General features: G+C 66.8%; 23 protein-coding genes and 1 pseudogene. 15 read left to right on the forward strand and 9 right to left on the reverse strand.

Annotation, left to right across the window (positions count from 1 at the left end):
• Nucleotides 1–169: 169 nt before the first annotated feature.
• Nucleotides 170–1186 (reverse strand): LacI family DNA-binding transcriptional regulator, encoded by a 1017-nt coding sequence (locus tag ON22_RS13080; protein WP_033241889.1) that lies wholly within the window; start codon nt 1184–1186, stop codon nt 170–172.
• A 173-nt stretch (nt 1187–1359) separates the two neighbouring features.
• On the opposite strand from ON22_RS13080, the gene ON22_RS13085 reads away from it, so the two are divergent.
• From ON22_RS13085 to hydA, 4 genes are read left to right on the forward strand one after another with little or no spacing between them, the layout of a single operon-like run.
• The gene (locus ON22_RS13085) at nt 1360–2319 is read left to right on the forward strand and encodes a dihydrodipicolinate synthase family protein (RefSeq protein ID WP_033241888.1); all 960 of its coding nucleotides are present in this window, start codon (nt 1360–1362) and stop codon (nt 2317–2319) included.
• Nucleotides 2312–3457 (forward strand): NAD(P)/FAD-dependent oxidoreductase, encoded by a 1146-nt coding sequence (locus ON22_RS13090; protein ID WP_174375580.1) that lies wholly within the window; start codon nt 2312–2314, stop codon nt 3455–3457. The genes ON22_RS13085 and ON22_RS13090 overlap by 8 nt, the downstream gene beginning before the upstream one ends.
• Before the next feature lie 13 nt (nt 3458–3470).
• Nucleotides 3471–3857 (forward strand): allophanate hydrolase-related protein, encoded by a 387-nt coding sequence (locus ON22_RS13095; protein WP_033241887.1) that lies wholly within the window; start codon nt 3471–3473, stop codon nt 3855–3857.
• On the forward strand, nt 3854–5254 hold the full coding sequence (hydA, locus tag ON22_RS13100) for a dihydropyrimidinase (protein WP_033242428.1): 1401 nt from the start codon (nt 3854–3856) through the stop codon (nt 5252–5254). The genes ON22_RS13095 and hydA overlap by 4 nt, the downstream gene beginning before the upstream one ends.
• A 158-nt stretch (nt 5255–5412) precedes the next feature.
• Here the strand turns inward: hydA and ON22_RS13105 are convergent, their stop codons facing one another.
• Nucleotides 5413–6255, reverse strand: coding sequence for an SDR family oxidoreductase (locus tag ON22_RS13105; protein WP_081595572.1), 843 nt, complete (start codon nt 6253–6255; stop codon nt 5413–5415).
• 86 nt (nt 6256–6341) lie between these two features.
• Between ON22_RS13105 and ON22_RS13110 the strand changes: the two genes are divergently transcribed.
• The 4 genes from ON22_RS13110 (at nt 6342) to ON22_RS13125 (ending at nt 10177) form a co-directional block, all read left to right on the forward strand.
• Nucleotides 6342–7163, forward strand: coding sequence for a helix-turn-helix domain-containing protein (locus ON22_RS13110; RefSeq protein WP_051157578.1), 822 nt, complete (start codon nt 6342–6344; stop codon nt 7161–7163).
• A 561-nt stretch (nt 7164–7724) separates the two neighbouring features.
• On the forward strand, nt 7725–9344 hold the full coding sequence (locus ON22_RS13115) for an alkaline phosphatase D family protein (protein ID WP_033241886.1): 1620 nt from the start codon (nt 7725–7727) through the stop codon (nt 9342–9344).
• 156 nt (nt 9345–9500) lie between these two features.
• A complete protein-coding gene (locus ON22_RS13120; RefSeq protein WP_033241885.1) occupies nt 9501–9782 on the forward strand; it encodes an ArsR/SmtB family transcription factor in 282 nt (93 codons plus the stop codon).
• Between the two features lie 2 nt (nt 9783–9784).
• Nucleotides 9785–10177: a VOC family protein gene (locus ON22_RS13125; protein WP_086007730.1), complete on the forward strand. Its 393-nt coding sequence runs from the start codon at nt 9785–9787 to the stop codon at nt 10175–10177.
• 11 nt (nt 10178–10188) lie between these two features.
• Here ON22_RS13125 and ON22_RS13130 read toward each other — a convergent pair whose 3' ends face one another.
• The 5 genes from ON22_RS13130 to ON22_RS13150 all read right to left on the reverse strand — a co-directional run bounded on the left by ON22_RS13130 (nt 10189) and on the right by ON22_RS13150 (nt 13834).
• Nucleotides 10189–10728 (reverse strand): hypothetical protein, encoded by a 540-nt coding sequence (locus tag ON22_RS13130; protein WP_033241883.1) that lies wholly within the window; start codon nt 10726–10728, stop codon nt 10189–10191.
• Nucleotides 10719–11354, reverse strand: a complete 636-nt coding sequence (locus ON22_RS13135) for a lysophospholipid acyltransferase family protein (RefSeq protein ID WP_033241882.1) — start codon at nt 11352–11354, stop codon at nt 10719–10721. The genes ON22_RS13130 and ON22_RS13135 overlap by 10 nt, the downstream gene beginning before the upstream one ends.
• A gap of 13 nt (nt 11355–11367) precedes the next feature.
• Nucleotides 11368–12291: a phosphatidate cytidylyltransferase gene (locus ON22_RS13140; RefSeq protein WP_033241881.1), complete on the reverse strand. Its 924-nt coding sequence runs from the start codon at nt 12289–12291 to the stop codon at nt 11368–11370.
• Nucleotides 12288–12896 (reverse strand): CDP-alcohol phosphatidyltransferase family protein, encoded by a 609-nt coding sequence (locus tag ON22_RS13145; RefSeq protein WP_033241880.1) that lies wholly within the window; start codon nt 12894–12896, stop codon nt 12288–12290. The genes ON22_RS13140 and ON22_RS13145 overlap by 4 nt, the downstream gene beginning before the upstream one ends.
• Before the next feature lie 164 nt (nt 12897–13060).
• Nucleotides 13061–13834: an SDR family NAD(P)-dependent oxidoreductase gene (locus ON22_RS13150; protein ID WP_174375581.1), complete on the reverse strand. Its 774-nt coding sequence runs from the start codon at nt 13832–13834 to the stop codon at nt 13061–13063.
• Nucleotides 13835–14075: 241 nt separating this feature from the next.
• Here ON22_RS13150 and dinB point away from each other — a divergent pair, with 241 nt between their 5' ends.
• On the forward strand, nt 14076–15347 hold the full coding sequence (gene dinB, locus ON22_RS13155) for a DNA polymerase IV (protein WP_081595548.1): 1272 nt from the start codon (nt 14076–14078) through the stop codon (nt 15345–15347).
• A 117-nt stretch (nt 15348–15464) separates the two neighbouring features.
• Entirely contained in the window at nt 15465–17561 is a 2097-nt protein-coding gene (locus ON22_RS13160) for a neutral/alkaline ceramidase (RefSeq protein WP_051157580.1), read from the forward strand.
• A gap of 186 nt (nt 17562–17747) precedes the next feature.
• On the opposite strand, the gene ON22_RS13165 is transcribed toward ON22_RS13160, so the two are convergent.
• Complete coding sequence (locus ON22_RS13165; RefSeq protein ID WP_033242422.1) at nt 17748–18206, reverse strand: CBS domain-containing protein; 459 nt, start codon at nt 18204–18206, stop codon at nt 17748–17750.
• Between the two features lie 280 nt (nt 18207–18486).
• On the opposite strand from ON22_RS13165, the gene ON22_RS13170 reads away from it, so the two are divergent.
• Nucleotides 18487–19665 (forward strand): macrolide family glycosyltransferase, encoded by a 1179-nt coding sequence (locus tag ON22_RS13170; RefSeq protein WP_063820586.1) that lies wholly within the window; start codon nt 18487–18489, stop codon nt 19663–19665.
• Between the two features lie 321 nt (nt 19666–19986).
• On the opposite strand, the gene ON22_RS13175 is transcribed toward ON22_RS13170, so the two are convergent.
• Nucleotides 19987–20805: a dienelactone hydrolase family protein gene (locus ON22_RS13175; protein ID WP_051157581.1), complete on the reverse strand. Its 819-nt coding sequence runs from the start codon at nt 20803–20805 to the stop codon at nt 19987–19989.
• 221 nt (nt 20806–21026) lie between these two features.
• Between ON22_RS13175 and ON22_RS13180 the strand changes: the two genes are divergently transcribed.
• The 4 genes and pseudogenes from ON22_RS13180 (at nt 21027) to ON22_RS13195 (ending at nt 24379) form a co-directional block, all read left to right on the forward strand.
• Nucleotides 21027–22043 (forward strand): GlxA family transcriptional regulator, encoded by a 1017-nt coding sequence (locus tag ON22_RS13180; protein WP_197039610.1) that lies wholly within the window; start codon nt 21027–21029, stop codon nt 22041–22043.
• Between the two features lie 154 nt (nt 22044–22197).
• Nucleotides 22198–22842 (forward strand): HD domain-containing protein, encoded by a 645-nt coding sequence (locus ON22_RS13185; protein WP_033241879.1) that lies wholly within the window; start codon nt 22198–22200, stop codon nt 22840–22842.
• A gap of 106 nt (nt 22843–22948) precedes the next feature.
• Nucleotides 22949–23362 (forward strand): annotated as a pseudogene (locus tag ON22_RS13190) (DUF475 domain-containing protein); the annotation flags it as partial.
• 126 nt (nt 23363–23488) lie between these two features.
• Nucleotides 23489–24379 (forward strand): SDR family NAD(P)-dependent oxidoreductase, encoded by an 891-nt coding sequence (locus ON22_RS13195; protein ID WP_033241878.1) that lies wholly within the window; start codon nt 23489–23491, stop codon nt 24377–24379.

Here is a 24379-nt window from a genome sequence, read left to right on the forward strand (position 1 = left end):
AGCGGCAGTGATCGTGAATATGCCCAAATGATTTCGATCGACCATCTATGGGATCGATTGCATAAAGAGTTGCAGAATGACCGGGGCCGGTCAATACCGTTAACAAGCCCGATACGAGATACGCCCACTGTTAACGATCCGGGCGTGACGGCCACCCGCGCCGGGGTGGTCATGCGCCCCCCGCCACGGCCGCACACGAGGCGCGTTCCACCAGCCGAGCCCCGATCCGATACGTTCTCCCGTCCGTTGGCGCTGCGTCGTTGATCTGCTGGAACAGCAGGTCCATGGCGAGATTGGCCAACTGAGCCGCACCGTTGTCGACCACGGTGATCGGGGGTTGCCACATCGCCAGCCACGGCATGTCCTCGTGGCAGACCAGCGACAACTCCCCGGGTACGGAGATACCCCTGCCCACCAGCGTGGGCAGGATCCCGAATACGGCTTCATGGTTCGCCGCGTACAAGGCCGTCATCGATTCGGAGCCGTCGAGCAGCGAATTCACCGCTTCGGCACCGAACTCGGTGGTGAACGGACCTTTACGCACGATCGCCTCGTCCACCTCGATCCCGGCATCCGCCAACGCAGAGCAGTAGCCCTCGTATCGCTCCCGGCCGGAGGTCGCCTCCGCCGTCCCACCGATATAACCGATCCGCCGGTGGCCGAGGGAGAGCAGATGCGCGGTCGCATCCCGCGCGCCGTCGATATCGTCGGCGAGCACGGTCGAGGCCTTGCTTCCCCGGACGGAACGGATGAGGTTCACCACCGCCCGCCCCTGCGTGAGCAGGGCGTTGGAGGCCGGCGCACTGCGGCCGCTGCCGATGACGATGGTCCCGTCCACACCGTGCTCACCGAGCATGGCGAGCACATCGTTCTCGCGATTCGGATCGGCATCGGTAATGCACAGCAGGACTTGGTACCCGGCGTCCGAAGCCCGTTTGTGCACCACCTCCGCGATGGTGTGGAAGGACGCGTTGATCAGGTTGTTCATCACCAGACCGAGCAGATGGGAACGGTTCGACCGCAGGGCACTCGCAGCGCGGTTGGGGCGATAACCGAGCGAGCGCGCGGCCTCCTCGACGGCCAGCCGAGTCTGCGGTGAGATCAACGACGACCCGCTCAACGCACGCGATGCCGTACTGCGCGATACGCCCGCGGCAATCGCCACGTCGACCAATGTGACCGCCACCGGTCCTCCATCCTCTCGATCCATCCTTCGGACACCCACATTCGACAGCGCCCGCGTTACGGCTACGTTTCCGGGCTTGACTGACCACCCGTTGAACGGCAGTCTATGCAATCGATCCCACTAATGTCGTAGATCGACCGATTCTCGAATTCATTTCTTTCGGAAGGCTCTCTATGAATCGCGATGATGTCGCGTGGTCCGGATACTGGCCCGCCGCCCCGACCCCGTTCACCCGGTCGGGCGCCGTCGATACCGATGCCCTCACGGCACTGATCAACCTCTACGCGGAGATGGCGGTGCACGGGGTACTCGTCAACGGAAGTACGGGTGAGTGGTTCAGCCAGTCCGCCGACGAACGCCGGACCGTCGCCGAAGTGGCCATCGACGCGGTGGCGGGCCGATTCCCCGTGGTGATCGGGGTAAGTGCCTATACGGCCCGGCAATCCGCCGAACTGGCAGTCCACGCCGCATCGGCCGGCGCGGACGGGGTGCTGGCGACACCCCCGCCCTACGTGCACACCTCGGGCGACGAAACCGTGCAGTACTACCACGCCGTCTCCACAGCAACGACCCTGCCGTTCATGGTGTACAACTGGCCCCGCGGAGTCGCGCTGGATATGGGGACGATTCCGGGGCTGTTCTCCCGGCTGGCCGACCTGGACAATGTCGTGGCGATCAAGGACAGCACCGGCGACTGGCTGTCGATGCTGGATACGGTCGAGGCGGTATCGGATCGGGTACGGGTGTTCGGGAGTTTCCTGCACCGACGGGGTCTCGCGGCCCTGCTCGAACTCGGCGGCGACGGGAACATCGACGGTGGTGGCGTGGGCGCCCCCTTCGCGGTGCCCTACTATCGCGCGGTCGCGGCCCGCGACGGCGCGACGGCCCGGGAATGGGTGGACAGGTACCGAGCTCTCTCCGGCCGCCTGATCAACGCCGACTACAGCGGTGTATACGCCTCGCCCATCCCCCAGCTGAAAGCAGTGATGAACCTGCTGGAACAGCCGGGCGGCGAGGTCCGTGAACCGCTGCTGCCGGTCACGGACCCGGTAACACTCGACGCACTGCGTGCCGTTATCGCCGATTCCGGGATCGCCGACGCGTCCGCCCCTGCGGGAGCCGGCCGTGGCTGATCTCGACGCTGTGATCATCGGCGCGGGGATCGTGGGCGCGGCAACAACATTGGCTTTGACTCGCTCGGGGCTGCGCGTCGCCGTTCTCGACCGCACGGCCCCCAACACCGCGGGGTCCGGCACCACCGCCGGGAACCTGCACATCCAGACCATCCACACCCGGCGTCCCGGGCAGGGCACCGCCGTCGACGTCGAAAAACTGCTGCCTCTGCAGAAGTCGACGAGCGAATTGTGGGATGTGCTCGGCGACACCGTACCCGGCCTCGGCCTCAATCGCTGCGGTGGATTCATGGTCGCCGAGACCGAGGAACAAGTTCACGCCCTGCACACCAAACACCGGTGGGAACAGTCGGCGGGCATACCCACCGAAGTGCTCACCGGTGACGCAGCACGGCGTGCACTGCCGCTGCTCGGACCGACCGTGGAAGCCGCGACCTGGTGCGCGTGGGACGGATTCGCCGAACCCGATATGGCCGGGCCCGCGCTGCTGCAGCAGGCAGTCGCCGAAGGCGCACACCTGTACCCCGGCACACCGGTTACCGGCCTGGGGCGTGCGGGTGAGCAATGGTGTGTGAGCACGCCCGGGGAATCCTGGCGGGCCCCCGTGGTGATCGATGCGGCCGGCCCGTGGATGGCCACAATCGCCGCGTTGGCCGGCGTGCCCCTGGACCTGACACCCACCTCGCTGCAGATGCACGCGCTGGCCGCCGAGCCGGATGCACTCCGGGTGCTGGTCCAGCATGTCGGCGAGGGTATGTCGATCAAACAGGATCGGCGTCATCGGCTCGTCCTCGGCGGGGGCTGGCCCGCCGGTCCGTTCCACGACCGCGACGCCGCGCCGCTGCGCGACGACAGCACAGCGGGAAATCTCGCCCAGGTGGAGCGGCTGCTACCCGCCCTCTACCGGACTCCACTACTCGACGCCTGGACCGGGCCGGTCGTCACGACACCCGATGAGATGCCGGTCATCGGCGGAATCGACGACGTACCCGGCCTCTTCTTCGCGGGGGGCACCTACTCGTTCACGTTCGCTCCGCTGTGGGCGCAAGTGATCACCGCGATAGTGCACGGGAACACACCCGATCTCGATATTTCCGCCTTCTCCCCCGCCCGCCTCGTCCGGCAACCGACACACTGAAAGGACCGTTCCCATGGCAATTGTCACGATGTTCGTCAATGGGCAGGCGATGTCCGGCGGCACCCTGCACGATGCGCTGCACCGGGCCCGATTCCTCGGCCGGGTCGATACCGCTCCGCGGTACCGGTTCTACTCGGTTCGCGACGAATTCCCCGGCCTGCACCCGGTCACCAGCGGGGGCGTCTCCGTGCCGGGTGAACTCTACGAAGTCGAGTACGACGTCCTCCGCGAAGAACTGCTCCCGCGGGAGCCCGAGGAGCTCGAACTGGGCGTGATCGAGCTGGCGGACGGCAGCGGATCGCTGTCGATGCGGATGCGCAGCAATGCCCTGGATGTACCGGGCGTGACCGATATCAGCGACCGCGGTGGATGGGTCGCCTACCGGAAGGCGACGCGATGAAGGTCGTCCGTGGTGGCACTGTCGTCGAATCCCACTGGTCGGCACCGGCGGATCTGCTGATCGAGGACGGCACGATCGCAGCTGTCCTCGCCCCTGGCACCGATATCGATCCCGCGGCCGAGATCATCGACGCGACCGGGAAACTCGTCATGCCCGGCGGGGTCGACCCGCACTGCCATGTCGGGTTCACCTCCGGTGAGTTCACCTCGCTGGACTCCTACCGCGAATGCACCACGGCCGCGGTGTTCGGCGGTACTACCACGATCATCGATTTCGCCATCCCGCGGCCGGGTCAGGAACCACTCGACGCCGCCGAGAAGCAGCGCGCGAAGGCATCCGAGGGGCTGTGTGATTCGGCTTTGCACGCCTGCGTCGTCGAATGGAACGACACCACCGCCGGTCAGCTCGCCACCATGGCCGGCGCCGGTATCCGCACGGTGAAGATGTTCACCACCTACGCGGGTGAGACGATGGCGAACGAGCACACCATCCTGAAGACCATGCAGACCACCCGTGATCTCGGCGGGATGGTCGTGATCCACTGCGAATCGGACGCCATCGTCACGGAAGCACAGAATCTCGCGGCGGCGAGTGCGGCTATCGACGCGTCGCGGATGTCGCTCACCCGGCCAGAGCTGGCCGAAACCGCTTCGGTCGCGGCGATCCTGGCGATCGCGGAATCACAACAGGCACCCGTGTACTTCGTCCACCAATCGACCCCGGCAGCCGTCGAGCTGGTCGCGGAGGCACGGCAACGTGGTTTGGTCGCCTTCACCGAATCCGTGGCCCACCATCTCGTTCTCGACGATTCCCGGTACCGCGGCGAACATCCGGAGCGCTTCGTCTGCTGTCCGCCGCTACGCTCGGCCGATATCGTCGAAGGGCTCGGCCGGCATCTGTTCACCGGCCACATCACCACCATCGGCTCCGACCACTGCTGCTACGACACGGCACAGAAAAACGTGCACAGGCATGATGTCCGCCATATGCCGAACGGTCTGCCCGGCGTCGAAACACGTCTCCCGGTGATCTATTCCCACTATGTCGATCGGCTGGGCCTGTCCCCGAGCCGTTTCGTGGAACTCACCTCGGCCAACCCCGCCCGCACCAACGGTTTGTATCCGCGGAAGGGTTCACTGATGCCGGGCGCCGACGCCGATATCGCGATCTGGGACCCGGATCTGGAGTGGACGGTGACGGTCGACGCCCTGCACATGGCGACGGACTACACCCCGTACGAAGGCTGCCGTTTACGAGGTAAACCGACCACCGTACTCGTCCGGGGCACGGTGGTCGTGCACGACGGCGAGCTCGCCGACCCCACACCCCGGGGACGGCATCTCGAGGCAGCGCCACTCGACTTCGACGCTGCTCCGAACAGCAGCCCGATGCTGTAGGCGCGACGCCGGCGCCGACAACCGGATGGACCGTATCGGACACGTCATCGACACTCTTCGAGCCCCGACCTCGCCATCAGCGGCTTGCCGTCGGATCTCCTGGTGATGGGGGGTCTCTGTCCGTCGCGTTCGTCGGTACCGGTACGTATCGCGGCGCTCTACGCCACCGGCAAACTCGCCGCACCGCACGGCGAATTCCACGCGGCGGTGACACGACTGCGCGACGCACAGGCCTTCGGCGGCCCCGGCCCGGGGCGATCGCCCGGGTGGGCCGCCGCCACCACTAGGTGATCCGGCATCAGTACGACCGCCAACCGGCCACAGTCGCTGCCGCTGCGAACGCCGAGACATGGTCGGCGACCCACTCGGCATAGGTACGCGGCGGCCACGACGGCGGCCTGGTCATGGGTGGTGAGCAGTTCGGGGCCGGTGAGGGTGTACACGCGCCCGGCGTGTGCCGGGAACAGAAGTGCCTCGACCGCGACCGCCGAGACGTCACGCGGATCGACCACTCCCTGCGCGCCGGCTCCCGTGAGGTTGGAGACGGGTTGACCCGAGTGGAGAGCCGGGGCCCAGCTCAGGGTGTTCGAGGCGAACGAGCTGGGACGCAGGATGGTCCAGTCGGTGCCGCTGTCGCGAACCGCCTGCTCACCCGGTAGATGCCAGGTGCCGACTCGGCCGAGTCCCGGATCGCCGGTGCCGATCGCCGAGAGTTTCACGATTCGACGGACGCCGGCGTCCGAGGCAGCCCGCACGAGGGCGGTATCGGCGTCGATCCCCTCCGGGCCGAGCACACTCAGAACGAAAACGGCGTCCGCGCCGTCCATGGCGCCTGCAATGGCCGGGACATCGGAGTAGTCACCGCGGACGACTTCCACTCCGCCGGGAAGATCCGCCGTTTCCGGGTTCCGGGTGACAGCCCGAACACCCTCGCCGAGTGCAGCCAGCAATCGGACGATTTCACTGCCGATGGTGCCCGTGGCACCGGTGATCAGAATCATGAGTACACACAGTGCCGCCGGAAAGGCCCGGGCGATAGGAAATTCCGGCACACCCGAGCAGCCGGGAACTGCCTACAGTCGAACAGGTGAACACCCCGGAGACGGCCTGGCCGTCCGAGAACACCGACCTGGCCGCAACGGTGATCCCCGCGCCGGAATCGCTGCAGCCATGGCTCACCGAGCTCGGGCGTATTCCGGCAGTGCGCGAGCGGTCCGAACCGTTCGCCCATCTCCCCCAGGCCACGACCATGATCGTGCTGCGGACCGAAGACAACGGTCCACCCGACGCCCTGGTACTGGGTGCCAGAACCAAAGCCTCATATGCCGAAGCGGCCAAACCTCTGGGCTGCCTGCGGCTGCAGCTCGCGGCCGGGGTCACTTCCGCGTTGCTCGGCGTGCGGGCCGTCGATCTCACCGACCGGGTGGTCCGGCTCGCCGACCTTCCCGGACCGGCCGCATCGCTTGCCGCCGAACTGACCGAACTGCGCCCCGACGAGCTGTTCCCCTATCTGGAACAGCGATTGCCGCAGCGCGTCCGGGAGAGCCCGACTCAACGGTCACACCGGGGACTACTCCACCGGGCAGTCGACACTGTATCGACGCAGCCCGCTGAGCGAAGAGTTCCCGTGCTCGCGAATTCGCTCGCCGTCAGCGAACGCCAGCTCCGCAACCTGTTCATCGCCGGAATACGAGTCTCTCCCAAACACTATGCGCGGATAGAACGCGTCCGCCGGGTGCTGACCCGCGCCGGCAGCTCGCCCTGGTCACAGCTCGCCGTGCGCACCGGCTACTACGACCATTCGCATATGACCGCCGAGTTCCGGGCCCTGATGGGCGTCACCCCCAGTTCTTTTATCGACGGTGGCCGCCCACTCGGGGATCCCTGCCGGCCACTGCCACGGGGCTGACCACGCGGACCCGCGCGGAGAAAATATTCGCGGGCGGAAAAGCTCCACGCGCGCGATCATTCATGCCGTGAACGAGTACGAGACCGAAAACCGACCGCGCTTTCCTTCCGACCGGAGCGACCATGCCTGCCCCTGACAACCCCGAACGCCCAGACCTCACCGGCTGGCGCCGACGCCAGCAACTCCGCCGATCCAGTGCCGCGCAACCCATCCCCTCGGGAAAGAGCTACCGGCGCAAGCCCAAACATGCGCGGGATCGGGGAATCCGCGACGCGCACCGCTGAATTCGCGTTCCACCGAGGATTCGCCAGGTCGTCACCGCCAGTTCACCCCTTCCGACCTGCCTTTACGCCTACGATCTCGTCATCGAGGGGAAGGTGGCGACGCGTGTTCTCGCCGTGGGCCGCTATTGGCTGACGCGATCGTTGTCCTGTGTTCCGTACTGGCGGGTGCCGGGAAATCTGCACGGCCCCGGACCGGACCGCCCGGCACGATTCGATTTGCCGATTCGCTCGCCGTCCGCTGTGATCGGTGCACGTGAGCGGAAACAGGATCGTTTCGATGGCCACCCACATGGGCGCGCTGGGTCGCCGGACGTTGTTGCAGGGCGGGGCCCTCGCCGCGGCGGGTGCTCTGACCGCGCCGGCCGCCCGCGCAGCCGTGCCGGCATTCGGCCATGGTGTCGCTTCCGGGGATCCTTTACCCGATGGGGTGATTCTGTGGACGCGGGTGACCGTCGGCGCGGACGCGGTGCCGGGCTCCGGAATCGGCGCCCCGGCCGCCGTGCGCTGGGAGGTGGCCCAGGACCCGGGATTCACGACGATCGTGGCGTCCGGAACGGCGAACGCCACCGTAGCGGGCGACCACACGGTGAAGGTCGATGTACGAGGTCTCGCGCCCGCACAGGACTACTGGTACCGGTTCGCGGCCCTCGGCGAAGTATCGGCCGTGGGTCGCACCCGCACGGCACCCGCCGCCGAGGCCACTCCCGCGCGACTGCGCTTCGGCGTGGTGTCGTGCTCGAACTGGGAAGCCGGATATTTCGCCGCCTACCGGCATCTGGCCGGTCGCGACGATCTGGATGCCGTGGTCCATCTCGGCGATTACCTCTACGAATACGCGGCGGGGGCGTACGGTGGCCGTTCCGGGTCCATCCGGCGGCACGATCCGGTGCACGAGATCGTCTCGCTCGCCGACTACCGGGTTCGGCACGGTCAGTACAAAACCGATCCCGATCTCATGGCGCTGCACGCCCGGCTACCGTTCATCTGTACGTGGGACGACCACGAGTCGGCCGATAATTCCTGGTCCGGTGGCGCCGGGAATCACGACCCCGCCACCGAGGGCGACTGGCCCGCGCGCCGGGCCGCCTCTGTGCGCGCCTACCTGGAATGGATGCCGGTACGGGCCGAGGGTACGGCGGCGGCGCCCCGGATCTACCGGCGGTTGCGGTTCGGCACTCTCGCCGAGCTGTCCATGCTGGATTTGCGCAGCTACCGCGATATCGCGCCGCATCTCGGCTCCCCGGACAGCGACGACCCGGCCCGCTCTATCACAGGGACGGCGCAAATGGATTGGCTCACGGCCGGGCTGGTATCGGGTTCGGCGCGCTGGCAGCTGGTGGGCAACTCGGTGATGATTTCGCCGCTGGTGTTCCCGCCCATGGATCCGGCGACGACGGCCGCGGTGGCCGAGGTCCTCGGGATCCCACGGGAGGGTCTGGCACCCAACACCGATCAGTGGGACGGGTACACGGCCGACCGGCGGCGCCTGCTGACGGCCCTCACCGACCACAATGCGACGAATATCGTCTATCTCACCGGTGATATCCACAGCTCGTGGGCTTCGGACGTGCCGCTCGACGCGGCGGCCTATCCGAACGGTCCCACCGCGGGGGCGGAGTTCGTGGTCCCGTCGGTGACCTCTCTCGGGATCGGTGATCTGCTGCCCGGCCCGCCGCGCACGGGGACGGTGGCGCTGGAGAACTCGATCCGGGCGCTCAACCGGCATATCCGCTATACCGAGCTCGATTCGCACGGTTACGGCGTGGTCGACATCGCCGCCGAACAGGTGCGTATGGAGTGGTTCTATACGGCGGATGTCACCGACCCGGCCGCTGGGATCACTCTCGGCGCCTCCTGGCTCCTACCACATGGTGGCCGGCTTCAGCCCGGCATCTGAAGCCACACCCCCGCAGCCCACCGAGGCCGGCACCGCGCGCGGTGTACGCGGCACCCCCTGCCACCGGCACCGTCGCGTTGTTTCTCGATCCGGCGAAACCCGCCGCGTGGCCACCCGGGCTTGATATGCAAGTTACCACTTGCCTATAGTCGACCTGTGCATGCCGACCAGCAACCGATCTTCAAAGCACTCGCCGATCCGACCCGCCGCGCAATTCTCGACGAACTGGCCGGCCGCGACGGGCAGACGTTGTTCGAACTGTGCGGGCGACTCACCATGAGGCACGGCCTGTCGTCCACCCGGCAGGCGATCTCCCAGCATCTGGACCAGCTGGCCGCCGCGGGCCTGGTTCGCACGCAGCGCGACGGGCGGCACAAATTTCATTATCTGGACCGCGCACCCCTGCGTGGTCTCACCGACCGCTGGCTGGAGGAATAGTGTTGCGGATCAATGTCACCAGTGTCTACGTCGATGATCAGGCAAAAGCCCTGCGTTTCTACACCGAAATCCTCGGTTTCCGGAAGAAAACCGATGTGCCGGTGGGCGACGCCTCCTGGCTGACGGTCGTCTCCCCGGCCGAACCCGACGGCGTCGAACTACTCCTCGAACCGACCGGCCATCCCGCGGCAAAGGTCTACAAGGAGGCCCTGGTCGAGGACGGGATCCCGTTCACCTCGTTCGCGGTCGAAGATCTCGCGGCGGAATACGAGCGGCTGAGCGGGCTGGGTGTGCGGTTCACCCAGGAACCGGTCGACTACGGCACAGTGAAAACCGCGGTATTCGACGATACCTGCGGCAATCTCATCCAGATCGCCCAGGAAATCGCAGCCTAGACCGTGGAGCTCTAGTTCGGCGTGATCGTCCAGTACACCGCGTAGAAGATCGACCAACCGGTACCGAGCAGGGCGATTCGGCCCCGATCGGACATCCGCGGCGTCCACCGTCGCAGTAATGCACCGCCCACGGCGGCCGCTGTAAAACGTGGCAACCTGACCATCGGTGTCAGAAGCGCGAGTTGCCAGATCGGAATGCCCGCCGCCGGCGCGAGGACCGCGCCGATCTTGTAGGGCACACCGGTGACGCTCGCGACGAGCAGCGCCACGGCAACACCGCCGTCGAGATCATTTCGCAGATCGCCGACCATGGTCTCCGAGATCGCCGGGACACTCTGTATTACATCGAGGGCCGCGTCGGGACAGTATCGAGCCCACAGCGCAATACAGATACCACCGACCGTTGCACCTGCGGCGGCTGCGAGGGCCGCCCACAGTGCCGCTCGCCGGCCTCGTCGTACACCGACGATCGAAATCACTACGTCGGCAACCACGAAGAACAGCGTTGCCTCGGCGAAACCCCAGCCGAAAGCCAGGAGTGTCACGCCCATTCCGGAAACCGCGTTCCCTCGACCAGTGCCGTCATCGCGGCCTCCAGGGACTCCACGAATTCCCCGGCATCGTCGGGCCGCTCGGTGATCGCCTCACCGACAAACGCATCGCAGAAGAGCGGCACCGGCACGAATGCGCCTTTGGGCAGCACCTTGCCGAGGCCGTGCAGATAGATCGGAACAATCGGGACCTCCGGCCGGCGCCGGGCCAGATGAAAAATCCCCTTCTTGAACCGCTGCCTCTGCTCGGCCTCGCCCCGAGATCCCTCCGGGAACAGGATCAGGATCTCCCCGCGATCGAGGGCTGCGACGCAGTCCCGCAGGGGGTCGGCGCCACAACGGATCCCGTCCCGATCGAGCGGCAGGATCCCCATGCAATTACGCGATACCCAGGACAACGCAGGCGTCCTCAGGAAGTAATCTGCGGCGGCAACCGGCCGTACCTTACGAAGCACCCGGCTCGGGAAGAGTGAGGTGAGCGCTACCGTGTCCGCGTGACTGTTGTGGTTGGCCACGACGATCGCCGGCCCTTGCGTCGGAATACGCTGTGGATTACGGACGTTGAGCCCCACGATCAACAGCATCACGGGTTTGACGAACAACCAGTGGAAGACCAGGCGCCACATAGTCTCTCGGCTCTCAGTAGTAGAAGTAGTGAACGAAATGGAAGAACAAGGGCGCCGCGAAGATGAGGCTGTCGACACGGTCGAGGACCCCGCCGTGCCCGGGTATGAGACTTCCGGTGTCCTTGACCCCCAGATCACGTTTGACTGCGGAGACGGTGAGATCGCCGAGGAATCCGGTCACCGCGAGAATCGCGCCTGCGGCCATCGACATCGGCCAGGACAGCGGGGTGAGCAGCGGTCCGATAACGGTCGCGACCACAGTGGTCGTCACCAGGCCGCCGAGGAATCCCTCGACCGTCTTGTTCGGGCTCACCGTCGGTGCGACCCGTCGCCTGCCGAGTACACGCCCCCAGATGTACTGCGCCACATCGTTTCCTTGGGTCAGCAACAGCAGCATGAGCAGCAACCCTGCGCCGGATGACTCGTCACCGGGAAGTACATAGAGATATGCGACGTGTCCGATCGCGAAGACCGACAGCATCGAACCCCAGAACATCGTGCCCAGGGCGCGAAGAAAACCGGCTGTTTCGCCACGCAGCACCATGACCGACGGGATGGCGATGAACAGGTAGACCGGCACCCACACGATGAAGATTCCGTAGTCCCGCACCGCGATCCACACCCACTGGGTCGGAATGGCGAGGTAGGCGACCAGTAACACTATTCGATCCGCGCGGCGGGTCGGGATCATCGAAAGGTATTCCTTCAGCGCAAGATAGGACACCAGCGCCAGCAGGATCAGAACGACGGTGGTGTCGAGTACCAGCGCGATTCCTCCGGCGAGCACGATCACCCACCACGACCGGATCCGTTGCGTGAGCTCGGTTCGATCGACGCCGGGTGCTAAGCGCCGCAATCCGAGCACGACGATCTCGGCGACCACCAGAATGCCGACCATGGCCGCGACCGTGAACCCGACGGTGGGGTCGATACTCATCGCGCCGCCTCCACGAGACCGGTGCGCACGCGGTTGACCACCGTCCACACCGCCAGCGCCAGCGCGATGCCGAGGACGTACGGCAGCCATCCACCGAACGCCGGGACGTCCAGCGCCGCGAGCACGGCCAGCAACGAAAACAGCACCGCGCGATCGGATTTGCCGAGCGGCCCGTCGTAACGCCGCGTCGCCCCGATGGTCTGCGCCGCGATACCGGCGGCCTCGCCGATCAGCGAGACCGTCACCACGGCCACCACCAGCCACGGCTGCGCGGGAAGTATGAGCGCCAGCGGCAGGTACAGCGCCGCATCGGAAGCCATATCACCGAGTTCGTTCAGCAACGCACCGCGCGGAGTCGGACCGGAGAATTCGCGCGCGACCATGCCGTCGATCGCGTTCAACGCCATCCGAACCAACAGGAACACGGGGTAGAGCAGCAGCAACCAGCGCCATTGCGATGCGGCGACCGATACGCCCAGCGCGATCGATGCCGCCGCTGCGGTCGTCGTGATGGCGTCGGCAGAAACGCCTGCGTGGGCCAACCGGGCCGCGATGGGCCGCAGCGCCGCCTGGAAACGCGGCTTGAGCTGGTATACGGAGTTCACCTCTACGATGATTCGCGCGGACGACCGCCACCTCATGAGTATTTCTACGGGCGGACGCCCCGGAATGTACTCGTTGTTCCTCTCTCTCCTGCTCTGCGGTGGGCTCGGCGTCTCCGACGATCTGCCGCCGGCCCGGCGCGCCGCCCGCTAGAGCGGACGGCCGGTCAGGCCGTGTATCCCCCGTCGACGTCCAACGTCTGACCGGAGATGAAGTCCGCCCGGTCCGAGACGAGGAAGGCGACCGCTTCGGCGATATCTTCCGCATTGCCGAAGCGGCGCAGTGGAATATTGCCCCGGGCGATCTCGAGGGCCGAATCCTCGAGATCGCCGGAGCCGATCAAACGTTCGGCCATTCCATCGGTGAGCATGCCGGGGCCCACACAATTGACCCGGACGCCGTAGCGCCCCTCCTCCACGGCCAATCCCCGGGCCACCGCCTCGACCGCGCCCTTCGTCCCGGCCGAGAGCCCGTCACGGACCGGGTACCGCCGGGTGGCGGCCGTCGTCACGGCCACCACGGCACCACGAGATTCCCGTAGTAGTGGCAGCGTCGCGTGCATCAGATTGAAGAATGCCGCGGAATCGCCGAGCAGCTGGTCGCGGTATTGCTGCGGCGAGACCCTGCTCAGGTGGACCATCGGGACATGGGGGCCGGCGGCGTATACCACCGTGTGCAGGCCGCCGAAATGTTCGCGGAACTGTGCGACGATCTCGGTTACCGCGTCCGGATCCGCCAGATCCAGCGGCCATGCCCGGCCCGAGCGCCCGAGTCCCGCAACTTCTTCGGTGAGCGCGTCGGCCTTCGCCCGGTTCACCCGGTAGGTGAACCCGATATCGCTGCCGCGCCGGGCCAGTAGCCGCACCACCGCGGCGCCGATTCCACCGGTCCCCCCGGCCACCAGCGCAGCCCCGGGGCGCCCGGAAAACTCGTCCACCATCAGGCCTCCCGACCAACCAAGCAATTGCTTGTTTCGAGCCTAGCAGTACACCGGCCGATCAATGATCACTGCCGCCGGTTCGAGCCCTTCCCGAACCCCGACAACACAGGCCCCGTGCCGGCCGCTCACCCCAAAGTCCCGTAACAACAGATTCGTGTTGATGCCACAGGAACGCGCCGACTTGCGCGCCCGACCGCTATGGCCTGCCGTTTTCCGGCCAACCGGGTGTTAATGTGAACATATGTTCGAATCCGATGACCGCCCCCCGGGACGTGGACGTATACGACACTCTCCCGGGCCCGGCGCGCGGCCTCGTATCGCCGCGCGGCCGCAGGCGTCGATCCTGCACGCCGATCTGGATTCGTTCTACGCCTCGGTCGAACAGCGGGATCAGCCGCATCTGCGCGGCAAACCGGTACTGGTGGGCGGCGGGGTGGTGCTGGCCGCCAGTTACGAGGCCAAGGCGCGGGGTGTGCGGACACCGATGAATATCGGGCGGGCGCTGCAGTTGTGCCCGGAGGCGATCGTGGTTCCGCCGCGGATGTCCGAATACGCGCAGGCCAGCAAGGAGGTGTTCGCGATCTTCTTCGATACCACTCCCGTCGTGGAGGGGATCTCCATCGACGAGGCCTTCCTCGATGTCGCGGGGTTGCGCCGGGTCGCCGGGGAGCCGCCTGCCATCGCGGAGGAGTTGCGTGCACGGGTGCGGCGCGAGGTCGGCCTACCGATTTCGGTGGGTATCGCGGGCACCAAATTCCTGGCCAAGGTCGCCAGTGCGGTATCGAAACCGGATGGATTACTGCTGGTCGAGCACGGCGGTGAACTAAAGTTTCTGCATCCACTTCCGGTGCAACGGCTCTGGGGCGTGGGGCCGGTGACAGCGGAGGCGCTGCGCGGGCACGGTATCGAACGGATCGGGCAGCTGGCAGAACTCGGCGAGCAAGGGCTGCGGCCGATCGTCGGCCGGGCGGCGGCCCGGCATCTGCACGCACTGGCCTGGGCGCGCGACCCGCGCCGGGTGGAAACCGGGCGGCGGCGCCGGTCGATCGGCGCGCAGCGGGCGCTCGGGCGCCGGGCGCGGACACCGGACGAAATCGAGGCGTATCTCCATGGTCTCACCGATCGTCTCGGCCGGCGGCTCCGGAATGCGGACCGGGTCTGCCGGACGGTGGTGCTGCGTCTGCGTTTCGACGATTTCACCCGTGCCACCCGTTCGCACACCCTGCCCGATTCCACCGATCACACTGAAACGATCCTGCGGACAGCGCGTGGCCTGCTGAGCGCCGCTACACCGCTGATTCACGAGCGCGGGCTCACTCTCATCGGATTGGCCTTGACCAACCTGGACGACGCGGACCCGCGCCAGCTCACGCTGCCGTTCGATCACGGACCCGGCCCGGAATTGGATACGGCACTCGACGAGGTCCGCACCCGATTCGGGTCGAGCGCGGTTACCCGCGCCGCGCTCCTCGGCCGAGGCGAAGGGCTTTCGGTGCCGCTACTGCCCGACTGATCGAGGCTCCCGCCCGCGTGCGCGTTACCGGCACCACGAACTGAACAATTGACCAACCACATCTGGACGAACGTTCAACAGTGTGGTTCGCTGCCACTCGACAGGAAAGGAACCGCGATGGCAGCGACACCCGAATCCCGCACCGCCACCGATTCGTCCGGCGACAGGCCCGCGGCGCTTCCGCGCCGGACCGTGCTGGCAGGCGCCGCGGCGGGGACCCTCGCTCTCGGCTCGGTCACCACATCGATCTCCGGCGCCCCCGCGACAGCGGCACCCGGATCCGGCGAATACCTGATCGGGATGGGGATTTCCGATATCACCGGACCGGCCGCCGAATGCGGCATGATGGGGTACTCCCAGCAGGACCAGACCACGGCCGGAATCCATCTGCGACCCCGCGCCCGCGCGTTCGTCATCGCCGCCGGCAGCGAACGGGTGGTGTTCGCGGTCGCGGAGAACGCGGTGATCTTCCAGTCGGTGCACCGGGGCGTGCTCACCGAACTGGCGCGGCGGTTCGGCGATCTCTACACCGAGCGCAATGTGCTGCTCACTTCCACGCATTCGCATGCCGTCTGCGGCGGCTCGGCCCACGACTACGCCTACAACCTGTCCATTCTGGGATTCCAGCAGCAGGTCTACGATGCCGAGGTCGACGGGCTGGTCGAGGCCATCGCCGCGGCGCACGCCGATCTGGCGCCCGGCACCCTGGCACTGGGCCGCGCCGAACTGCACGACGCGAGTGTGAACCGGTCCCGAGTCGCCTTCGACCGCAACCCCGCCGCGGACAAGGAACATTTCCCCGGCGCCATCGATCCGGCCGTCACCGTGCTGTCGATCGACCGGGGCGGCCGACCGGCGGGCGCGATCACCTGGTTCGCCACCCACAACACGTCGATGACGAACAAGAACCGGCTGATCAGCTCGGACAACAAGGGGTATGCGGCCTACGCCTGCGAACACACCCAGCACGGTGTCCGTTACCTCGATGAGGGACCACCCGATTTCGTCGCCGCCTTCGCGCAGACCAATGCCGGTGACATGTCGCCGAACCTGAACCTGCGACCGGGTTCCGGGCCCACCGACAACGAATTCGACAACACCCGCATCATCGGCGAACGGCAGTACAACGCCTTCCGCACGGCACTGGCCGCGCCCCGTCCGCTGTCGGGTCCGGTGGGATCGGTGTTCTGCTATATCGATCTGGCCGATATCGCCGTGGACGGCCGGTTCACCCCGGACGGTGTGGCCCGCCGTACAGCACCCGCCGCTGCCGGGGTCTCCCTGCTGGCGGGCAGTATCGAGGACGGGCCGGGCCTGCCCGGCGCGCCGATTCCCGAGGGTGTCCGCAATCCATTCGTCGACGCACTGGGCGATCCGCACCTACCCGCGCCCGGCTGGCTTGCCGATGCCCAGGCACCCAAGGCGATCGCGGTGCCGTTCAGCCTGCTACCACCGGCGCCGTGGGTGCCGAATATCGTGCCGATCCAGATCGTGCGGATCGGTGAGTTGTATCTGGCCGCGGCCGGGGGCGAATTCACCATCGTCGCGGGCCTGCGGGTGCGCCGGGCCGTGGCGGCCGCACTCGGCGTGGATATCGCCCAGGTCCTGCTGCAGGGCTATGCCAATGCATACCACGAGTACGTCACGACCCCGGAGGAATACGACGCCCAGCAGTACGAAGGCGCGTCCACGCTGTTCGGTCGCTACACACTGCCCGCCTACCAGCAGGAATTCACCCGACTCGCCACGGCGCTCGCCACTGGCTCGACCGTCGGGCGTGGTCCGGCACCGCGCGATATCTCGCATCTGCAGCCGAATTTCGTTCCCGCGCCAGGCCCGGATACCGCACCGCCGGGATCCGATTTCGGCGCGGTGCTCACCCAGCCGGCGCCCTCCTACACGGCGGGCAGCCGGGCGATCGTCGAGTTCGTCTCCGCCCATCCCAAGCACAACCCGCGCCGCAACGGCACTTTCCTGGAAGTGCAGCGATTGATCGACGGCCGCTGGACCCGGATCGCCAACGAAGGCGAATGGAATGTGCGCTTCCACTGGAGTAGACGCCCACCGGCTACCTCCATCGCCACCTTCACCTGGGACATCCCCGGCGACGTCCCGGCCGGGCGGTATCGATTTGTCCATTGGGCCGACCGCCTGTCCCCCGGCGGGACCCTGCACCCGATCACCGGCACCAGCAACGAGTTCGATATCCGCTGATCACCCGCTACCAGGCGGCTCACGCGCCCTTCCGACGGCAGCCGGACGGCCATCTGCCCGCCCCGATCGTTCCTACCGGCGTCCCAGGCGGAACAAGTCCGGTCTCTCACGCAATCCACGGATCCGATCGGTGGATGTGAGGTCCGGGTTCGGCGGTGCCGGTCATCCGGATCTCCGCAGGTACGATCACCCTCCGAGAGCAGGCTCACCGACCCGGGCCGGCAATTGCTGTTCACAGACCGCCTCCACGAACTCGCCGGTCTGTGCCTCCGGGATACCGTGGGCGATATCCGCCTCGGTGATGATCCCGACCAGCCGGCCGCGCTCGGTAACGGGCAGGCGGCGGATCTGGTACTGCTGCATCAGCGCCAGTATCGCCCCGAATTCCGTATCCGCCTCGACGCTGCGCAGTTCGTCGCCCTGCGCGAATTCCCCGGCGGTCGCCGTCGCGGGATTACGTCCCAGGGCCAGGCAGTTCACCACGATGTCCCGGTCGGTGACGATACCGACCGGATGTCCTTCCCCGTCGCAGATCGGCAGCGCCCCGATATCGCGCTGGCGCATCTGCTGAGCCGCGGTGTCCATGGTGTCGCGTACACCGATGGTCACCACATCGGTGTGCATGAGCTCGCGTGCTGTGATCATCGTGCTCTCCTTCCACCGGGATGCAACCTGCCGGGGTCCTCCTCGCTGCGAATGCTCTAACCCATGGTCCGCGCCGGTGTGATCGCTGTCCAGACTCGACCGGGATCCGGCCGGATGCGTACGGCGATCCGGTGCCGGGGCCGCGACCGCCATGACGGAAACCTGATTGCTCACCGGATCGACGCATGACAGCATATAAATGCAACAGTTGTCGCTATAGTGGCCGAGGTTCCCAGCCGCTGTATCACCGGACACCACCCGGACCGACCGGAAACGAGCTATGCCCGCCACCCGCCACCCCGCACATATCGCGATGATCGGTATCCCGATCGTCAGCCACGTCCTGCCCAGCCTCGAGGTGATCCGCGAACTCGTACACCGGGGCCACCGCGTGACCTACGCCAACGACCCGGTCGTGGCCGAGCTGATCACCGCCACCGGGGCGGAGTTCGTCCCGTGCACTTCGGCTTTACCGGTCGCCGACAACAACTGGCCCGACGACCCGATCGCCGCCGCGAGCCTGTTCCTCGACGATGCCGTCGCGGCACTGCCGCAGTTGCAGGCCCACTACGACCGCGACCCGGCCGACCTCTACCTGTACGACATCGGCGCCTACGCAGCACGCGCCCTCGCCGAGCAGCAGCGACGCCCGCTGCTGCTGTTGTCCCCGACCTTCGTGGCATGGGACGGCTATGACGAGGATGTGGCCACCCACCTGTGGCAGCTACCCGGCGCCGACGACTACCGGACACGATTCGCCCGATGGCTCGCCGGCTGCGGAGCGACCACCACCGATGTCGACTCCTTCTCCGGCCGTCCTGCCCGGACCGTGGCTCTCATTCCGCGTGCGATGCAACCGAATGCCGAACGCGTCGACAGCGAAACGGTGACCTACACCGGGCCCTGTCTGCCGTCGGGCGATTCCGGAACCTGGGCCCGTCCCGCCACAGCCGAGAACGTGCTGCTGATCTCACTGGGTTCGGCATATACCCACCGGCCGGAGTTCTATCGGCAATGCCTGGCCGCGTTCGGTGATCTACCGGGCTGGCATGTGGTGCTGCAGATCGGAAAATACACCGACCCGCAGGAACTCGGCACCATCCCGGCGAATGTCGAAGTGCACCCCTGGGTTCCGCAGCGGGCGATCCTGGAACAGGCCGACGCCTTCGTCACGCACGCCGGTATGGGTGGCAGTGCGGAGGGGCTGGCGGCGGGAGTGCCCATGATCGCTGTGCCACAGGGGGCCGAACAGTCGGTGAATGCCGACCGGCTGGTGGAATTGGGTGTGGCCCGGCGCATCGATACCGAGCAAGCCACCGCCGAAACACTGCGCGCAGCCTTGAACGATCTCCTCACCGACGAAGACGTGAGTCGCCGGTCTGCTCGGCTCCGTGCACAAGCCCTCGCCGAGGGCGGTACGGGCAGGGCCACCGACTTGATCGAGAACCTGCTCGCGTGATCCGCATCGATCGGGGCCGGTCCATAAGCACGAAGCCCCACCGGCAGGTACGGGAGCATTGCCCGCATCCGCCACCGCGTGCCACGTTCCAGGGTCGACGACGAGTCGGTGAGACCGATTGCCCTGTCTGCGCCGGAAGCAGGTAGGCGAGGGCAGTCGGTCGCCGAACGACAGAGAATCCCGTGACCGTGCGTCCGCGAGCCCTGTTGTGGTCGGCATCCACGGGTCGTCCGGATCGATGGCCACACTCTGCTGGGCGGCACGGGCCGACGGAACACTCCTGAGAACCGCACCCGTGCACGCCGATACACGGGCGGCCGATCAGCCGACTACGGAACCGTCTCCGCTTACCGAGTTGTCGGACACGCCCGGAGAGCGTCCCACGGGCAGGGTGCGGTCGAACAACGAGAACAGCTCACGGTAGTGCCGTTCGGCGGCCGCTGGGTCGTGGGCGGAGGTATCGGCCTGGGTGAAGCCGTGCTGGGCGCCCTCGTAGACCTCGGTACGGAAGCGGACGCCGGCGGTGGCCAAGGCCTCGTCGAATCGGGCGATATGGTCCGGAGTCATATGGTCGTCTTCGCCGGCGTGGGCGAAATACAGTTCCCCGGAGATACTTCCGACCGTCAGATGCGGACTGTCCGGCGTATCGGTAACGAGCGGCCCGCCGTGGAATCCGGCGACCGCCGCGACCCGATGGGGGAACACGGCGGCGATCAGCACCGCGAGGCGCGCACCCATGCAGTAACCGGTGACGCCGACTTTACCCTCGGCCACCTGCGTTGCTGCCGACAGCCACTCGAGGTAGGCCGCCGCATCGGAACGCAGCAGATCCGGTGTGAGCTCGCGGATCATCGGGAATACCTGCTGGAAGATCTCCGGCCGCTGCGCCGGGTCGATCAATTCCGGCAGTTCGATCACCGGCGCGCGTCCGTGCCGGTAGTAGGCATTCGGCAGCAGAACCGTATAACCGTGGGCGGCGATACGGTCGGCCAGCGACCACAGACCGGGCCGCAGGCCGAACCCGTCCTGGATCACCAGCACGCCCGGATGGGGAGCGCCGTCGTCCGGGCAGGCGAGATACGCGTCGGCCACACCATCGGCTGTCCGCACGTCTACCGGCATTCCGTGTATTGCAACCATCGTTGAATCCTTCTGTCGTAGTCGATGTTCTGCGATCAACTCGACGAAGGCGGAGCACGGGCACTACCGCGGGATCCTCGACGACACAGCGGGCTTGCATCGGCCCGCGGGGCGCTCAGAACAGCGCCGGGTAACCCATCCGTGTGTGGCGAATCGCCGTCCCGGTAGTCATCACCGCCGACCTTAGCAATGTTGTGCCAATGGCGCGATCTGTGGGATGTATGTCGTTGACGCCATCCTCGGCAGGGCCGAAGGTGGGAAGTGTGCAGCAACGCCGCGTCGTATTCGTCGTCTTCGACGATTTCCAAGCGCTCGACCTGGTCGGTCCCTACGAGGTCTTCCGAGGTTCCGGCGAGTACGACTGCCGGGTCGTGGCCTCCTGTCCGGGCGGCGTGCGATCCGACAGCGGTTTACCGGTAGGAGTCGACTGCGGCGTGGACGATCTGGACCCGGCTACCGTGGACACGCTCGTAGTCGTCGGCGGGCCCGGTGTCGAGGCCGCCCGCGACGATCCCCGCCTCAGGCAATGGATCCGGTCGGCCGCCCGAGCCCGGCGCGTCGCCTCGGTATGCACCGGTGCGTTCCTGCTCGCGGCCGCGGGCCTACTGGACGGGAAACGGGTAACCACGCATTGGGCGTTCACCGCACAGCTCGCCCGCGAGTATCCCCGGGTCGGCGTCGACCGCGACCCGATTTTCGTGCAGGACGGAAACATCTGGTCCTCGGCCGGCGTGACCGCCGGGATGGATCTCGCTCTGGCGCTCGTGGAAGATGACCTCGGCCGCCGGGCCGCCCTCGAATTAGCACGCTTCCTGGTGCTATTCCTGCGCCGTCCCGGCGGGCAGACCCAGTTCAGCACGGCGCTATGGCGACCGCAGCCCGCGACCGACCCCGTGCGGTCGGCGGTGGCCGCGATCCACGCCGAACCTGGGGAGCAGCACAGTATCGGCGATCTCGCGGCACGGTCAGGTTTGAGTCCCCGTCACTTCCAGCGCCGCTTCACCGCCGAACTCGGCGTCGGCCCGGCAGCCTATGTCGAGCAAGTCCGGATCGAAGCAGCCCAGACCGCACTGATCGATGGCGATCCGGTGGACGCCGTCGCCCGTCGGTGTGGTTTCGGTACCGCCGAATCATTGCGCCGCGCCTTCCACCGCCGACTCGGGGTTTCGCCCGCGGAGTACCGGGACCGCTTCCGCTCCACCACTGCCACCACGGCGCAACCCGCCGCAACCGCCTGACCGACACCGTCCTGTCGGCTCGACGACCTCGACCAGCCCCGCCCTCTCCCAGCTCAGCGATCTAGTCCGGCCCCGGCCCACACCGGCCCCCGGCCGTCCGCCGGCATGCGACAACGCACCTCTGCCGCATGTGCTTTCACCCCGAGGAGTTCCCATGTCTATTGACCTACCGGCCACGCCCCTGGCGCGCGCGGCGCAGACCGTGATCGATACCGAACTGACCCCGGCCCTGCGCAATCACAGCGTCCGCTCGTTCCTGTTCGCCCGGGCCGCGGCCGCCGACCGCGGTATACGGGCAGGCACGGATTACGACGAGGAAATCGTGTACCTCGTCTGCGCTCTGCACGATATCGGCCTGGCCGAAATCGCCAACGGCGATCAGCGTTTCGAGATCGACGGCGCCGACTACGCCGCCGAATTCCTGGAGTCCCAGGGCGTGACCGACGAGCGCGTCGATATCGTCTGGGATGCCATCGCTGCCCACACCACCGGCCTCAGCGACTCCCCCGTCTACCGTCGCCGCCGCCCCGCCGCCATCTGGGTCGCCGTCGACGGTATCGCCATCGATATCGGCGGCAACGCAGACATGCTCCCCCCGGGATACGCCGACCGCGTACACATGGACTATCCGCGACTCGGCGGAATCCGCGCGCTGACCCGTCTCGTCGAAGAGCAGGCCGTAGCGAATCCCGCCAAGGCACAACCGGGTTCACTACCCGGCGAAATCGTCCGCCTCACCCATCCAGAACTCGTCCCCACCTGGCAGGACATCATCGCCGCCGGCGGCTGGGGCGACTAGCGACGCCCCAGCACGAATCCTTCGTCTCCCCTTCCCCACTGTTCAGAACAGTCAGGAGTCTGCCGTGACCGATCCCGGTGTCACCTTCATCAACGTCATCGAACTCCTCGCCAAGGCAACCGGTAAGGCCGGATTCTTCCTGTTCCTCTACCTGGAAGTCCTCGACGCCTCCTTCTCGTTCGACGGCGTGATCGGCGCATTCGCCATCACCTCCGACCCGATCATCATCGCCCTGGGCCTGGGCCTCATCGGCGCAATGTTCGTCCGGTCGATCACGATCTACCTCGTCCGCAAGGGCACACTGAGCGAGTACGTCTTCCTCGAGCACGGCGCCCACTGGGCGATCGGCGCCCTGGCACTGATCCTGATGGTCTCCATCGGCGTGCACGTCAACGAGATCGTCACCGGCCTCATCGGTGTCGCCTTCATCGGCGCCGCCGTAATCTCCAGCATCCGCCGCAACCGCAACGAAGGCGAATCGGAGAAGACGCTGACCTCGGAGCCCGTAACCGTGAGCTGACTCCGATAGAAACGACCCCGGATATCCGCCATTGACAAATGGCACATTCATAACTGATTCTTACGGGTATGAACAGGTCGACGAGGACCTCACCGCCGGTGTCCACGGCACGGAAGGTGGGCTGACATGCTCGGACTCGATATCTTCCGGCCGTTCGGGCCGCCGCGCAGCCGCGGCGCCCGGGCGGTCGTCACCGGCGCGGGCAGCGGTATCGGCCGGGCATTCGCCCATGAACTGGCGGCTCGCGGCGGCCGGATCGTGTGTGCCGATATCGACGAGGATCGCGCGGCCGAAACGGTGGCATCGATCGGACGCGAGTATCCCGGCGTTGCCTACCCGTTCCGCTGCGATGTGGCGAAACGCGACGATGTCGAGGTGCTGGCGCGCTATGCGGAATCCGTTTTCGACGGCCCCGCGACTCTGGTGATCAACAATGCGGGAGTCGGATCGGGCGGGCTGCCCGTCGGCGAAATCGGTTTCGCCGAATGGGAGCGCACCCTGGGTATCAACCTGTGGGGTGTGATCCACGGGTGCGAGATCTTCGCGCCGCGGCTGCGCGAGGCCGGCCACGGCGGGATCATCAACGTCGCCTCGGCCGCGTCGTTCGGCACCGCACCGCGGATGGCCGCCTACAACACCGGAAAGGCCGGGGTGCTCGCGCTGTCGGAGACGATGGCCGCGGAATTCGGCGGCACCGATATCGCGGTGACCGTCCTGTGCCCGACGTTTGTCCGCACGAATATCGCGCGCGACGCACCGGTCCCCGCGGGGCCCCGCGAACTCGCCGACACCCTGATGCGCTGGACCGGATTCTCCCCCGAAAGCATCGCCCGCACCACGCTCGACGCACACGACCGCGGCCGGTTACACGTCGTCCCACAGCCCGACGCGCAACTCCTCTGGTTACTGAAAAGACTGTTCCCCGGCCAATACACAGCTGTGGCCGGCCTGCTCGCGCGACTGCTGCCCGCCGAGGAAGCAGCAGCGTCCACCACCCCGGAAAGAACTGGAGTCTGA

The organism is Nocardia carnea NBRC 14403 (assembly GCF_000308515.1).
GTDB classification, from domain to species: Bacteria; Actinomycetota; Actinomycetes; order Mycobacteriales; family Mycobacteriaceae; genus Nocardia; species Nocardia carnea.

Coding starts and splice junctions, on each gene's coding strand:
- ON22_RS13185 (WP_033241879.1), top strand. CDS start 22,198: ATGTCTATTGACCTACCGGCCACGCCCCTGGCGCGCGCGGCGCAGACC.
- ON22_RS13130 (WP_033241883.1), bottom strand. CDS start 10,728: ATGGGCGTGACACTCCTGGCTTTCGGCTGGGGTTTCGCCGAGGCAACG.
- hydA (WP_033242428.1), top strand. CDS start 3,854: ATGAAGGTCGTCCGTGGTGGCACTGTCGTCGAATCCCACTGGTCGGCA.
- ON22_RS13195 (WP_033241878.1), top strand. CDS start 23,489: ATGCTCGGACTCGATATCTTCCGGCCGTTCGGGCCGCCGCGCAGCCGC.
- ON22_RS13160 (WP_051157580.1), top strand. CDS start 15,465: ATGGCAGCGACACCCGAATCCCGCACCGCCACCGATTCGTCCGGCGAC.
- ON22_RS13115 (WP_033241886.1), top strand. CDS start 7,725: ATGGCCACCCACATGGGCGCGCTGGGTCGCCGGACGTTGTTGCAGGGC.
- ON22_RS13095 (WP_033241887.1), top strand. CDS start 3,471: ATGGCAATTGTCACGATGTTCGTCAATGGGCAGGCGATGTCCGGCGGC.
- ON22_RS13175 (WP_051157581.1), bottom strand. CDS start 20,805: ATGGTTGCAATACACGGAATGCCGGTAGACGTGCGGACAGCCGATGGT.
- ON22_RS13135 (WP_033241882.1), bottom strand. CDS start 11,354: ATGTGGCGCCTGGTCTTCCACTGGTTGTTCGTCAAACCCGTGATGCTG.
- dinB (WP_081595548.1), top strand. CDS start 14,076: ATGTTCGAATCCGATGACCGCCCCCCGGGACGTGGACGTATACGACAC.
- ON22_RS13165 (WP_033242422.1), bottom strand. CDS start 18,206: ATGATCACAGCACGCGAGCTCATGCACACCGATGTGGTGACCATCGGT.
- ON22_RS13085 (WP_033241888.1), top strand. CDS start 1,360: ATGAATCGCGATGATGTCGCGTGGTCCGGATACTGGCCCGCCGCCCCG.
- ON22_RS13170 (WP_063820586.1), top strand. CDS start 18,487: ATGCCCGCCACCCGCCACCCCGCACATATCGCGATGATCGGTATCCCG.
- ON22_RS13150 (WP_174375581.1), bottom strand. CDS start 13,834: ATGGTGGACGAGTTTTCCGGGCGCCCCGGGGCTGCGCTGGTGGCCGGG.
- ON22_RS13180 (WP_197039610.1), top strand. CDS start 21,027: ATGTCGTTGACGCCATCCTCGGCAGGGCCGAAGGTGGGAAGTGTGCAG.
- ON22_RS13105 (WP_081595572.1), bottom strand. CDS start 6,255: ATGATTCTGATCACCGGTGCCACGGGCACCATCGGCAGTGAAATCGTC.
- ON22_RS13140 (WP_033241881.1), bottom strand. CDS start 12,291: ATGAGTATCGACCCCACCGTCGGGTTCACGGTCGCGGCCATGGTCGGC.